The organism is Sulfitobacter sp. UBA1132 (genome assembly GCF_002311545.1).
GTDB classification, from domain to species: Bacteria; Pseudomonadota; Alphaproteobacteria; order Rhodobacterales; family Rhodobacteraceae; genus Sulfitobacter; species Sulfitobacter pontiacus.
This window is the reverse complement of the sequence record NZ_DCAN01000002.1, coordinates 1-13,429: the sequence shown is the minus strand read 5'-3', so window position 1 is coordinate 13,429 and position 13,429 is coordinate 1. Positions and strand designations below refer to the sequence as shown.

12 protein-coding genes and 1 tRNA gene are annotated in these 13,429 nt (G+C 51.4%); 8 read left to right on the top strand and 5 right to left on the bottom strand.

Features of this window, described 5'->3' with window-relative positions; genetic code table 11:
* Positions 1 to 520: 520 nt before the first annotated feature.
* Both B4F27_RS00345 and B4F27_RS00340 read left to right on the top strand, forming a co-directional pair.
* Positions 521 to 955 (top strand): LexA family protein, encoded by a 435-nt coding sequence (locus B4F27_RS00345; RefSeq protein ID WP_286758563.1) that lies wholly within the window; start codon positions 521 to 523, stop codon positions 953 to 955.
* On the top strand, positions 952 to 2,223 hold the full coding sequence (locus tag B4F27_RS00340) for a Y-family DNA polymerase (protein ID WP_286758562.1): 1,272 nt from the start codon (positions 952 to 954) through the stop codon (positions 2,221 to 2,223). The genes B4F27_RS00345 and B4F27_RS00340 overlap by 4 nt, the downstream gene beginning before the upstream one ends.
* A gap of 209 nt (positions 2,224 to 2,432) precedes the next feature.
* Here the strand turns inward: B4F27_RS00340 and B4F27_RS00335 are convergent, their stop codons facing one another.
* Both B4F27_RS00335 and B4F27_RS17630 read right to left on the bottom strand, forming a co-directional pair.
* A complete protein-coding gene (locus B4F27_RS00335; RefSeq protein WP_286758561.1) occupies positions 2,433 to 2,912 on the bottom strand; it encodes a CIA30 family protein in 480 nt (159 codons plus the stop codon).
* Positions 2,913 to 3,349: 437 nt separating this feature from the next.
* Complete coding sequence (locus tag B4F27_RS17630; RefSeq protein ID WP_414717680.1) at positions 3,350 to 3,532, bottom strand: hypothetical protein; 183 nt, start codon at positions 3,530 to 3,532, stop codon at positions 3,350 to 3,352.
* Between the two features lie 21 nt (positions 3,533 to 3,553).
* On the opposite strand from B4F27_RS17630, the gene B4F27_RS00330 reads away from it, so the two are divergent.
* Positions 3,554 to 3,790: a TRAP transporter large permease subunit gene (locus B4F27_RS00330; RefSeq protein WP_286758560.1), complete on the top strand. Its 237-nt coding sequence runs from the start codon at positions 3,554 to 3,556 to the stop codon at positions 3,788 to 3,790.
* Between the two features lie 270 nt (positions 3,791 to 4,060).
* Here the strand turns inward: B4F27_RS00330 and B4F27_RS00325 are convergent, their stop codons facing one another.
* Positions 4,061 to 4,459 (bottom strand): helix-turn-helix domain-containing protein, encoded by a 399-nt coding sequence (locus B4F27_RS00325; RefSeq protein WP_286758559.1) that lies wholly within the window; start codon positions 4,457 to 4,459, stop codon positions 4,061 to 4,063.
* Positions 4,460 to 4,983: 524 nt separating this feature from the next.
* On the opposite strand from B4F27_RS00325, the gene B4F27_RS00320 reads away from it, so the two are divergent.
* Positions 4,984 to 6,279 (top strand): hypothetical protein, encoded by a 1,296-nt coding sequence (locus B4F27_RS00320; RefSeq protein ID WP_286758558.1) that lies wholly within the window; start codon positions 4,984 to 4,986, stop codon positions 6,277 to 6,279.
* Between the two features lie 629 nt (positions 6,280 to 6,908).
* Here the strand turns inward: B4F27_RS00320 and B4F27_RS00315 are convergent.
* Positions 6,909 to 7,592 (bottom strand): hypothetical protein, encoded by a 684-nt coding sequence (locus tag B4F27_RS00315; RefSeq protein ID WP_286758557.1) that lies wholly within the window; start codon positions 7,590 to 7,592, stop codon positions 6,909 to 6,911.
* 221 nt (positions 7,593 to 7,813) lie between these two features.
* Between B4F27_RS00315 and B4F27_RS00310 the strand changes: the two genes are divergently transcribed.
* From B4F27_RS00310 to B4F27_RS00295, 4 genes are all read left to right on the top strand, one after another.
* Positions 7,814 to 8,761, top strand: coding sequence for a tyrosine-type recombinase/integrase (locus B4F27_RS00310; RefSeq protein WP_286758556.1), 948 nt, complete (start codon positions 7,814 to 7,816; stop codon positions 8,759 to 8,761).
* Between the two features lie 136 nt (positions 8,762 to 8,897).
* Positions 8,898 to 11,504, top strand: coding sequence for an RNA-binding domain-containing protein (locus B4F27_RS00305; protein ID WP_286758555.1), 2,607 nt, complete (start codon positions 8,898 to 8,900; stop codon positions 11,502 to 11,504).
* A 73-nt stretch (positions 11,505 to 11,577) separates the two neighbouring features.
* Positions 11,578 to 11,660: transfer RNA gene (locus B4F27_RS00300), tRNA-OTHER, on the top strand.
* 61 nt (positions 11,661 to 11,721) lie between these two features.
* The gene (locus tag B4F27_RS00295) at positions 11,722 to 12,888 is read left to right on the top strand and encodes a DUF6538 domain-containing protein (protein ID WP_340246783.1); all 1,167 of its coding nucleotides are present in this window, start codon (positions 11,722 to 11,724) and stop codon (positions 12,886 to 12,888) included.
* Positions 12,889 to 12,944: 56 nt separating this feature from the next.
* On the opposite strand, the gene B4F27_RS00290 is transcribed toward B4F27_RS00295, so the two are convergent.
* Positions 12,945 to 13,247, bottom strand: coding sequence for a hypothetical protein (locus B4F27_RS00290; RefSeq protein WP_286758553.1), 303 nt, complete (start codon positions 13,245 to 13,247; stop codon positions 12,945 to 12,947).
* Between the last annotated feature and the right edge of the window lie 182 nt (positions 13,248 to 13,429).

The window sequence follows — 13,429 nt, the reverse complement described above, 5'->3', positions numbered from 1 at the left end:
GAACCCGTCCGCTGCGGTTGATTGTGGCTGGAAAACTTCGGTAGTTCAAGGAGTTATCGCGTAACTCAGTGAAAAAAGGATGGCAAGACTGGCGGGAGATGGGGCGCATAACCTGAAGGCTGCTAGTCTAAATTCTGCCCCCACAAGCAAGATAACCAGCCAGGCGGGACATATACGCCTTTAAGGCCTGCGTGTTGCGACCGCTTGAATGGGCCGGGCTGCTGATGTCGACTCAAGACCAAGGCTCGGAAATGCGCGCCGTCCACGTGTTTAAAAGTCCTCTCTGGCGCAGTGTTTTGAAGTTAGACACTGACGATATGCTTCAGTCGGTGCGCTTGCAGTGAGGCACTCTTGACCTTTTGTAAGTACGGCAGGGTGTTAGGGCGCTATCCTCCATCGTCGAGTTTGCTAACTCGGTTCGTTCTGACGCCAGTCTCCTTTCCGCATTACCCCAAACCAAACTTGACATCGGGCAGGTGAATCGCAGATTGAGAACAAATAGCGAACAGTTAGGATTCCCATGCCAGTTTACCCAGTTGATGAACCCGTCCACATACCATCACAATCTGTTCGAATTGTCAGCACACCAGTCAGCGCAGGTTTTCCTTCGCCAGCTGGGGACGACCTCGAAGATGAGATTGACCCTATGGCATGGGTCGTGCGCCATCCTGCATCGACATTTTGGTGGCGCGTAGAAGGGGACTGCCTCTGGGACGCTGGGATACGTGATGGTGATATCATCGCTGTAGACCGTGCTGGCAAGCGCCGCATCGGGAGAGCCGTGCTGGCCGTGGTAGATGGTGCTGTCACAGCAAAAATCCTCCGTAAGCGTGGCGACAGATACTACCTCGCGCCTGCGAATAGTCAGGAGCAGTTCCCCGACGTCGAACTAACTGAGGATAGTGAGATCTGGGGCGTCATAGCTGGTGTTGTCCGGCGTTACGACTTGGCATGAAGCGGCCTGTTGCGATCAGTGACAGCGCGAATTTCTATGTGAGCGCTGAACGAATATTCGATCCGACGCTAAAGAACGTCCCGGTGATCGTGCTATCCAACAACGATGGCTGCGCCATAGCGCGCAGCGATGAGGCCAAGGCCTTGGGGATCAAGATGGGCACTCCGCTGCATCACATTCGCGAAAAGGTTGATGCTCATGGTATCCGCGTCTTCAGCTCGAACTACACCCTCTATGGCGATATCTCTCGTCGGGTGGTTGAGGTCTACGAAGACTTCACGCCAAACGTCGAGATCTATTCCATCGATGAATGCTTCCTCGACTTCGTCGGATTCAAGGACCGCACTGCACATGCCATGGCGCTGCGTTCAGCGGTCCTAAGGAGAGTAGGGGTGCCAGTACGTATTGGCATCGCGCCCACCAAGACGCTTGCGAAATGTGCGAACGATATCGCCAAGAAGAACCCCATTTTTGCAGGGGTCTTGGATATGATGGATGAGAGCCTTGCGCGCTGGCTGCTACCGCGTGTGCCAGTCGGGGACATCTGGGGCGTTGGTCGCAAGACCACCGACAAGTTGAAGGCCCTGGGTGTACACACGGCAGCCGATCTTCGTGATCTGCCAATCCGGCAGGCACGGGCTGTTGGTACTGTGGTGCTGGAGAGGATCGTATTGGAGCTACAGGGTGAGGCGTGTCTCGCCTTTGAGGACGTAGAGCCACAGCGCAAAGGTATGGCTGTAACACGGTCAGCAGGCACTCCGATGACAGACTTCGACACGCTGTTCCAGGCGATCACCGCGCACGCATCACGTGGCGCTGAAAAGCTACGCCAGCACGGCTTGGTCGCTGGTACGCTGACTGTGTTTTTCCACACCAATAAGCACCGGCCAGATCGACCCCAGTATACTGCATCGAGAACTACCCGCATGACCCCGATGTCGTCGGATACCTTTGATCTCGTTGAGGCCGCACGACGCTGCGCGGAAGCCGCATGGCCTAAGTCGGACGTTAAAAGCTATGGCTTCACCAAGGCTGGTATCATGCTGAATGACCTGGTGCGGTTCGAAGATCGTCCTCAGACGCTCTTTGACCAAACGCGTCCAAAATCACCGGCGCTGATGAAGGCTCTGGATGACGTGAATGATCGGTTTGGGAAGAAGACGATGGTTCTGGCCAGCGAAGGTAAGAACCAAACGTGGCGTCTTCGCGCAGATCATCGGAGCCCGCGCTATACCACGCGAATGGAAGACCTGCCGGTGGTGCGATAGGGGAGGCCAACCGGTCCAAACGGCTGGGTTTTTCTTGTAAAGTAGAGGTCTAAATCTGACCGTACGCTTCGGTCCTCATGCCGACCTACACAGCAATGTCGATAAGAGGTCGCGCCAGTAACTCGACAGAACCTTAAGAAGGCTGACCTGCGGCGCGGCTAACTTAGATACAATCTTCAGCCCGATAGGTTGGCACGCAGGAATTTTACTTAGTTCGCCGAGTACAACCCGATGTTGGATACTGCAACATACGCATCTCGTTCGCATCCTATAGCCAATATCCCAATCCGTCTAAGACAATTTGGGTCGAAGGCTGCGTCCACCCGATGCGGTACCAGTGAAGAAAAAGGAATTCTGACCTTTTGCCAGTGTGGTTCGCCCACAAAATCGGCGCGAAAAGATTGCCAAGGTCTCGATAGCTGCGCCGTGCGAAGCCGAACATCGTAGGTGCCACCATCACCGTATACGTCCATCTCGATGCCGTCCCAGGCGCTTACGTCGACATCCGTACCACCTTCGTGAAGGTCAAATGCCATCTGGATAAAGCCACCGTTGTTCTCGAGAGAAACTGTACCACGAAGAACCGTTGCGTTGCGGCCGCCAACGCTTTCTTCTGCGATGCAACCACTCGATACACCGCCCATGACCGTGTCTGATATAAATTCCCAATTTGGTGGAAGTTGTTTCATAATGCCTATCGTCTTCTCTATTCACGAGGTGCGGCCAGCCTACGCACCCAACAGCTAGATCTGCTGAAACTCAAACGAAAGCGCTTATTCCCTATGGGGGGCTGAGGCTGCAATGACAACCTGTCGCTGGAGCGAGGTACAGGTGAAAGGGTTGATGGGGATCGGATGAGAGGTTTATCACTTAGGTGCAGCGCTCCAGTATAACCCATAGCAGTTGATAAGGATTATGCCGCTCGGTGCAGGCCGATTGTCAACTCAGTGAGCTCCATTATTCGTTCGGAAAGCACGGTCAAAGCCAAACCGGAAGTTCTTTGCTCTGGGAATGAAGATTTTCCACGTTATACGCTGGCAGTATACGAGTTTGGAGCATGCTTACATACAAGCATCGAAAAGTTTAACGGGTCCTAAGCCTGCTCGTAGGTAGCCTACGACTACGTTTATGCAAGGTATCCACGTAGTGCATCGCTAACAACATCACGGGCGACCTCTTTAGAATTCTGCGCGCCTGAGGTTCTAAACCAAATCCCTACCCAATTGATAGCACCTAGGATCACGAGGCTTGCAAGCTTTGGGTCTAGATCTGAACGTAAGGAGCCATCGTCAACGCCTTCTTGCAAGATGGTGCGAAACAGACTGTCGATTTGATCGCGGCTGGTCTGATCTGGTTCGGTGTCTTCGTCGCCAAGTTTCTAGAGATTGGTATGATCACACCGCCAGTGGGTTTGAACGTTTTTGTCATTAAGGGGGTCGTCGACCGTTCTATATCACTGGGCGTGATCTTTCGTGGGGTCATCTGGTTTTTGGTGGCGGATGCGGTGGTAGTGACGATCATGGTAGCCTTCCCGCAAGTGATACTTTGGCTGCCCAGCCTGTCTTAGCGGTGTGTCGGCGTACCTCTAATTATTATGGATTCTTGGAGTTATATTCCGCTTCAAGTTCCTAGTTCGGCCGCCTTGGGCTTCATCCGAGCCCAAGGCTATAAGACTACTGTGCTGAGGGATTCATAAGTTGTTCTCCGGCGCGCCTGATTCTTTAAGGTGCGTGGGTTTGCCTCTTGAAGCGAAAGATCAACCTGCATCGTTTGGTGGCTCGATGGAGTTCCAGGAAGGTTTTGTGCTCGGAACGCCATCTTGGGGCGAACCTCATTTTTACCTCATGTGCGCCGCCTCTGCGAGATCAAGGATCCCCTCAAGGGCTTTCCGAAACGCCCCGTCCAGTTCGATCTCCGTCCTGAGGCTGGCCATCCTGAACATCACAACCAATCCCTGTTCAGCATCACTAAATGGGAGGCCTAATGTATCACTTAGTACCTCATAGACGCCCTGGTGATACTCTTCGATCGCAACCAACAAAAACTTCGACTGATTGAGTCCCAACGTTTGCGCCAGCGCGGGAACCCGGTCCAACGGAACTCTGGTTAATCCCTGTTTCATCATGGTGATTATATTGGCATGCTTGAAGCCGACGCGATCAGCGATTTCCCGTTGGGTGAGGCCGGATTCATCAATCGCTTTAGCGAGCATTTGCGCGGTTGGGCTGAATGTCATTTGTGGAACTCCTAGCGTTTCAAGTTAACAACGCTTTGTTCTAGTCGCTTCAGAATTGTCCGGTGTAGCGATCGCCTGAACAGCAGGCGCGCCCTTAGGGGCTGCGCAGCGCGCCATAAGAGGCGTTGTTGCGGTATCACCCATCACGTTTGGCGAATTTGCGTCTGGCGCTCAGCGGCGCTCTGAGAGCCTCTGATGGCCTGCGCTCTTTTGGGCATGTTTTTCCGCCTCTACAAGGATGGGCGTCCAACCCGGACTTTTATGCCTCCAGTGCAGCCTATGGAGTCAGCCTGCCTTCTAAGACTTCGAACCGCTACTGAGCATAATTTGAATAACTCCACACTTCCTTTTGAGGGGATTTGAACTGTCAAAAACGTTAAATTTACTCGGGGAAACTACGTGGATATTGATGGCTTTTGCATCGATATTTACTTGAAACTCCTCGCAAATGTTGCTTCGTCTCTGCTGATCGCTGAATGACATGTCAGCGCGAAGTTTGGGTGTGTGCACTTGAGGGTATCAACTTGGAGAGATTTGAAATTCCGCTGTTGTTCAACGAGAAGCCAAACTGGCCCATCCTGTTGGATCCACCGAGCCTTCACTACACCTCAAGCGCTTACATGCGCGCCAATGGCGATGACCCACAACCTATCCTGAAAGACCGACTGATCCTGAAGCCAGATATCGACCTCAACCGGTATCGATGTCACGCTGTTCTTGATTGGATCGAGGTTCAGATCGAGACGATTGGCGTGCACCAAGCAATAAATATCCAGAGGTTTGCAAGCAAAGTGCTGGGCGACAACAGATCAGCATCGAAAGTCTATGTCTCTGGACCAACTCGGAATAGTGGGTACAGCGGGTCGAGCTTCATAATCCGGTTGCAACAACCAGAATTCCGCCACTTAGGATTTCTTTGCGCAGAGCTTTTGAAGAAGTACCCAACTTCGGCCAGATCCATAGACGACTTGGCTATTGCCGGGATTGAGGTTTCAGTCGACTTCTACGTCAAGAACCACGCTGAGATGGGTTCTGAAGCACAGAACCTTTTGCGTTGGCAAATGACAGAAGTTTTGCGACGGCATCTCCGGCCTGAAAGATCGCTTACTGAGTTGGAAGAAAATCAACCGCGCTTCTTTGCGACAGTAAACGGGAAGTCGACCTCGAAGTCGTTGGTCAGCAAAGCGACAGCTAAGGCTTCGGGCAAACAGCGCAGCGAGATTCAGCGACTTGGTTTGAATGAAAGAGTTCTCGCGCCGTTGCGGATAGGAGCACACGAACAAGCGCCCATCGATACGACGTTTTACATCGGCAAGAAGGGCTCCCCGGTGATGCTACGAGTCATGGACAAGACTAACGATCAGCGTGACCCAAATCTTGGCACGGCGGTTAATCTCGCGCCAGCCGAATGTCGGTCTCGAATTGAGGTCACATTCATGAAGAAGCCCGACGAAGTTGGTGGCCCTGCTGCAGTTGAACTTGAAACCCTTAGTGACCTCGTTGAGTATCCATTAAAAACAATCAGGAAACTTGTTTTCGAGTTTTTCTACCCCACCACAAATAGCGACGATGAACTGGCTCATCTTTCATTTCCGGTGAATGTCACGGAACTGGATGTTTTCAGGCTGAGTGGGGTTTACGGGTTGGATCGACTGCAGCGATCAATTGCGGAAATCAGCGACCGCCAATATCGGAAGAAAGAAATTACAACGAAGCCGAGACCGATCGGCAGGAAAGGGAAGGCTGTCTCATTTGTAGAGTTGAATCGAATGATCGATAGATCCCTGGTTCGGCTTTCAGGGGATTGGGTGTCATCATGAACCCCGCATTGCTATGAGGTATTGCGCTGAGGGGCTCACAGCGCGCCGTAGGGCTCAGGGTCGTGACTTCGACTTCATGTGTACTGCAGCGCGCAAGGCGTTCACCAGTGAGCCCCTTATGCGCCCTCAGCCACCACAAGTCCTTTCTTGAAAATGTAAGAGGGTGTCGGCGGGTTGTCCTGTCAGTGCGGAGGGTGGATTCTTGACAACTTTTCTGAACGGAAAACCTTTGTATCAGTCACAATCCCCGGGACGTCCTAACGTTGTATGGTAATCAAGCTATGTTGGTTCAATCGACTGTTTTGCAAGATCGGCGTGCAGATGACGACGCTGCGGTCCCTAATAACTGAATTCAGTCATTACTTACTACCCTCAGTCCCAGTACAGACACCTAAAACAATTTTAGTATTCTTTGCAACATAGGACGATCGCCTATCTAGAAGCCTTACTTCAATAGTAACCTTGCCAGCCATCTTGCTTACCTCCTTACTACAAGTACTGACGATACGATCCACCGAAAGCACATAGGCATCTGTTTCGGGCAACTGATACTTGTATGGCGATGATCAAGATAACCCCCTCCCGCATCTGTCAGTAATGGTTCTCTACGTGATGTTAGTCCCTGCACTTTAGTCTAGCCTTTTCAAAGCACGAGCTACTGATGCTGCAGACCACTTACTCCTCCTTGTTGTCATCAAACCTCTTTCGTTTGCTTCACGTGCAAGATCTGTATTGGTGATGCTGTCTCGGTTCTTGAGTAGCTCTGTCTTAAGTCTTTGCAGTTCACTTGCTTTCTGGATAGCCGCTTCTGCTCTAGCTGCTTGTGATGCTTGTGTAGCTTTACGGGTTTGATCTCGTTTGTCTTCTGCGCTCATTGTGGATCGAGAGACCTTTGTCATCGAGAACCTTAAGGGGCTTTCCACCGCTAAGATATTACGCGCCTTTATCTCGCTCAGTGTGCCGATATCTTCGTTGGTTCGTAAATCCCTGAAATGCCCTGCATAGCTGCGAAGCTCATCGAATAGACCCACCCTTTGACCCAGGTCGCATTTTACAAAGATCCTCCGGAAGTCATCGATCCAAACCTTCCCACCGCTGTCCTTCGCTTGTTTGAGAATAGCTTCCAATTTGGGCAGATCGCTGAGCTTAGATCTTGTTCGCGAATAGTCATAGTAGATGCGAGGGCTGATATCTCTCTCGCTTGAATTGATCACGTGGCGGAAGTTGCTGATCTGCTGCTTCGCTGCGATGCAGTTCCTGATAGAACCAGTCGGTTTTGGCCCATAGTCAATAAGAATGTAAATTATCATCATCGCGCCTCGTAAGCGTTGTTGCAACGTAAATGATCAGATTTTGCCATGATATGCAATTTATATCCTGCTTTGGTACAGATGTTTTCAGCTGCTCCGTTCGATATCCGTCTTAGGCACTGATTTATAATCATTTTATTCGTGATGAGCATCGGATTTTGCCCGACGGATGATCGGCGTTGTTGTATAATGAAGCATAGAGAAACAACGCTAAGGAGAAACTTATGCCCCGGAACTCAAAGTCAGTATCTGATGCTTGTGACAGCTGGTTGAAAACGTGTGAGCGCAATGAATTGGAGCGGTCGACGCTCAAAGCCTACAAAAGCCATGCCAAGATCCACATTGAACCGAAGATCGGTGATCTTCTGCTCACGGACCTGTCACGCAGTCAGATCCGCGATTTCATGCATGAACTAATAGACGACGGCGTATCACGCGCTCAGGTTCGCAAAATCATGGTTAGTCTGCGTTCAATATTGTCTGAAGCCGTCGAACGGGAGTGGATCGATCACAATGTCGGAGTCGACGTGAAGGTAAAACGTCAGGCTAGAGCGCTGGGCGATGACAAAATCATTCCAACCAAGAATGAAATCAGAAAGATCATCGACAATGCGCCCGCCTCGCACAAAGCAATGTTCATCACTGCGATCTTCACCGGAATGCGCATATCTGAGCTAAGAGGCTTGACGTGGGGCAACATCGACTTTCAGGCCAAGGTCATTCGCGTCAATCAACGGGCAGACGAATACTGCCAAATTGGTGCGCCAAAGAGTCGAGCCGGGGTACGAACAATCCCCATGGCTCCAACGGTGTTCGAGGTGTTGTCAGAATGGAAGGGCCTGGCCCCAGTGAGCCCTCTTGATCTGGCATTCCCGAACTCAGTGGGGAAAGTTCAGAATTATTCAAACATATACAACCGTGTGTTTAAGCCCATGTTGGTCGACAACGGTATCGTTGATCATAGTGGGCAGTCAAAGTTCGGCATCCATGCACTTAGACACGCCGCCGCGTCATTGTTCATTGAGCAGGGCTGGAATCCAAAGAAGATCCAAACGCTTCTGGGACACGCGTCGATCAATATGACGATGGATGTCTACGGACATTTGTTCGAAAATGCAGAAGAAGACGTGTCGATGTTTGAAAAGCTTGAGAACGATCTAATGGGCGCTTGAAGCACAACAAAGGCGTCTTAAATGCCCCCCCGCTAAATAATTCCAAAAGATACCAACGCGGTATTGGACTCCCATGCAAACACGTTAAGGTCGAAACTCGCGAAATGAGCGGTGGTAGTGGAGTGTGAGGAACAGCATGATAACAGACAGTGTTATTGATAGCTTGAAGGTATTGGTCGACAATCGTTCGTTGCTGCCAAATGTGCTCAAATTGCTTTTACCAGAAGGCAAGCCGTTCGACTGCGAAGGTCAGCTTTGGGACTACAAGGTCAAAGCACCTATTCTTGATGTCGATCCTTCAACCGACAAGAAAGCAGCCCATAAAATCGCTATTGGCGAGATGGTAAAGGACGCCGTCTCGTTTCATAATGCACACGGCGGGTATCTAGTTTTCGGCATTAAAGATAAGGGCAAAGATCGTATAGTTGGTGTGCAAGACGCTTTCAATTGCGCTGATTTCAACAAGTCTCTGCACAGCTATACCGGAGTGAGCATTGAGTGCCTCTACAACGTTGTAGAATGGACTTCGGAGCGCCACTCCTTACCTTTCAATATCGGCTTGCTGCTTATTCCGCGGCGCGCGGCAGGTGTAGCGCCAGTAAAGTTGGTTCGAAAAGGTCCTGAAAAAGCCAATGGGAAACGTTGCTTCGAAGATCAGATATATGTTCGAATCCGAGATGAGTGTCGGGCGGCTGCAAATACACACGAAGATTGGCAGTTCCTTCATTCGGACAGGCTTCCCCCAGAGCAGATAGCCAGCTCAGCACGCGTTGCAGTTCAGACGCATCTTCCAGCACGTGATTCTGATTTAGTTGAGTTTGTTGGTCGGAGCGAACAGCTTGCGAGTCTTCGCCAATGGATAGCCGATGTTCGCAGCCCAGTTCGTTTAATAACTGGCATTGGAGGGCTCGGGAAGACAACGCTTGCATTTCATTTTGCGGAGGAAGTCTCTAACACCGGCGCTGGTGAGGTCGAATCCGTAATCTGGCTTACTGCGAAACAGCAAACCTTTTCTGCTCTTCGCGGTAAGATGGTGCCCACTTCTCGCGTTGATTTTGCAGATATCGGATCGCTCTTTAACAGTATTCTTAAAGTGTTGAGCTATGAATTCCCTATTAGGGAAGAAGAGCCCACTATCGATGAAATTTCAGACCGTTTGGTTGAGGCACTAACAACAATCCCATCATTGGTTATTGTTGACGACCTAGATACACTTCCACCGGACGAACAGAAAGAAACTGTCGCAGCGCTGAACAGCTTGGCCCTTCGAACTGTTGGCCGAGACCTGCCCCCTTCGAGGGTATTGATGACCTCAAGGCTTGATCAGGGTTTGCCGCTGACAGCCATAGTAAAGATAAAGGGCCTCGAACTCCAAGACTTCAAAGTTTATCTACATAATCTGTGTGCAATGTTGGGTATCTCAACTTTTAAGGAAGCAGAGCTTCAATTGATATTTGAAGCATCTTCGGGTTCTCCACTCTTTGCTGCTTCAATATTGCGATTAATCAAGCTCGGCGAAGACAGGCGGGAGGTCATAGAAAAATGGAACGGTGCAGACGGTGAAGAGGTTCGTAGTTTCGCATTTCAACGTGAGCTATCACGACTGAGTAGCGTGCAAGCGCGCGTTCTCTATGCGGTGATGCTGCTAGGGGAGACAACGCTCAACGACATCGCTGAAATTCTCAATATGTCCTCACGGATAGTGCGCGATCAAGTTTCAGAGCTACAAGCCTATCACCTCATCTCCACAATCACTCGCGCTAAAGGCGATTCGGCACTCACTATGCCCAACGAATTACAGCCAGTGGTAGGACTAATCAGAGATCAGTTAGGAAGTTCTTCAAAACCAGTGGAGGAAGCAGTAGCTCTCGCTCATGCAAAGAGTGGAAATCAAGAGCGAGAGGTAGGTACAAGCATCCGCGCGATTGCTCGTTCGTGGGCCGACGACAAACACAACGAGGCTCTGATTATCGCCCAAGACTTACGTCGCAAATTTCCGGACAATGGCGATGTCGCAAGCGTATTAGGCTCGGCATTTCTCCGCATTAGGCAACCGAAGTATCGAGAAGCAGACCGGGAATTAGAGAGGGCAGTCAAGCTTGGCTGCACAAAGTCGGAGCTCCTATCAAATATTATTCAGACGAAAACAGCCTTGGAAGATTGGTCTGGACTAAAGGAATACGTGCGCACTCGAATATCGAATGAGTTCGGCCAAGATATAGCATTGAATGCTCACCTAACCGCCAACAGAAAGCTCATCTCAATCGCACGCGGAAACGGCAATAACGATCAGGTTGCAGCGTTGTCAATTGAAGCAGTGGAGAGAATCTCTGCCAAAATCCAGCGCGCTAGAATAGAGCCCAATTATTTTACTGAACTGGTCCAGCAACGCTTCGACTTTGCGAACACCTACGTCGAAGCGATAGAGCGAGAATGCAAGCATCCAGGCGACAAACTGAAGGTGTTCGAAGCTGTATCCCGTCTTGCGAATGCAGATTTCGTGGTCCTCTTTCTCCTTGAAAAGGGTGTAATCGCTTTGGAACAATGGTGGGACGATGTTGAGAAGAGACCGGTGGCAGATATCTCCGCATGCACCATTCTCATCAGTATGCTAGGGAAGCTGGAGGGCATAGAGCAGCGGCTTGCGGACTACAAAAACGACACCGATGCACCCAAGAAGTTCGAAGCTCGGCGAAGGTCTCTCGAATTTCGGGGGGGTGCGCTTCAAGCTTCGATTGGGTGAAGTTGCCTCCACAAAGAGCATACCTAATTTCAAAAACGTGCCTGTTAGGGAGTATCACTTGCGTTGTGAAAACGTAAATGAAACCTTGCTATTGTGACGGGATTGGATGGATTGAAAATCCTCGTGTCGGTGGTTCGATTCCGCCCCTGGGCACCATCTTTTACCATAACCTGCTGATATCCCTCGGTTTCTTTGAGAAACTGCGCGGGCGTAGGACATGGTGTATGACAATTTGGTGCCTTTCTCGTTCACGAAGAACGGCATATTCTATTTCGAGAGACGTGTCCCAACGGACCTCTTGAGGCATTACGACACACGGAAAATTTCATATTCTTTGAGAACGAGGTCGGCGCAGGTCGCTACAACTCGGGCTAGGCGGGCGGCTGATCAACTCGACGAATACTGGTACTACCTCCGTTGCAAGGATGCGGAGCTGCCCGGTAAGCACCGCTTGCGGATGACCTCGAGTTCCGCCCAGGCAGCGCCAGAGGTGGCGATAGGCGACGCTGTGCTTCTATCTGAGGCCGTGTCTATCTATCTTAAACAAAAGGGTCATGGGCGTCCTGTGACCTTTCACAGGGCTGCGGAGCGTTCCTGTGGGTACGTGATCGATGTCGCGGGAGATAAAGACCTTCGAGGCTATACGAAGAAGGACGCCAATGCCTTCCGGGATGCGCTGATCAAGCGCGGGCTGTCGGGGAGCAGTATCACCCGCATCTTCGGCACCGTCCGGTCCGTCACTAACTTCGCAGCAAGCGAGGCAGGGGTGTCGTTCAACAACCCTTTCAGCGGGGTATACTTCGACCGTCAGGCTGGGGTGCAAGAGCGTGAGCCGCTAGTCGGAGAAGTAATCGACATTGTGCAGGCGGAGTGCGTTTCACTGGACGACGACCTACGTTGGCTTGTGGCGTTGGTTTCTGACACAGGTATGCGCTTAGCTGAAGCGACAGGGCTAGCTTTGACCGATCTGGTGGTGGAAGGTGACTGTAAGAAAGTCATCATCCGAGAGCACCCCTGGAGACGCCTCAAAACGGCTGGTAGCTCCCGGGAAATTCCCCTTGTCGGTAAGGCGCTCTGGGCCGCTCAGCGTATCCACACTCACGCTGCGGGCCAAGTTCACGCCTTCCCAAGGTACAACAGAGGCCAGCTAACGAATGCTAACTCAGCCAGCGCCGCACTAAATAAGTGGTTGAAGCCGATGGTGCCGACTGGGTGTACCATGCATAGTTTCCGCCACTCACTAAGAGACCGTCTCCGCGCTGTTGAGTGCCCTTCAGACATCGTAGATCAGCTCGGGGGGTGGCAAACTGATGGCGTTGGGCATGCCTACGGAAGGGGTTACCCCCTTGAGGTTCTCGCGAAATGGATGCGGAAATTGGTGTGAGGGGCAGTGTGGGTCGCTATGACTTAGCCGCCCCTTGTGTGCCTGTTTGTTGGCGCTTATGCTATTGGACCGGATGTGATCCCTGCTAGCTGAGTGCCAGGAACGTCGTATATTAATTTGTCCAAGATAACCTCAACGCACAGGCTGGGCTGCAACACGCCTGTAGCTGTATCGTGAAGCTCGGTCTGGATCAGTTGGTCCAATGGTTGGGCGTATCGCCTGTCTTCGCTCTCGCCGTGCTCAGCAATCGTCTTGGCTCTGAGTTCCTCCAAGGCATTCTTGGCGGCTTCCAACAGAGTGTCGAGGTTTTGTACCTCGTAATCCAGCGTGATGCTGACGTTCTTAACGGTATCGGTCAACAGGTTGCTCCTTCATAAGGCGAGCAAGGTTTGTACGGACGCACCATGTCCTACGCCCGCGCAGTTTCTCAAAGAAACCGAGGGATATCAGCAGGTTATGGTAAAAGATGGTGCCCAGGGGGGGGGGTGGGGTTTGCCGTCTTTTGTCCCTTCTGCCCCCCCCCTCTTCCCTCCCCCCCCCT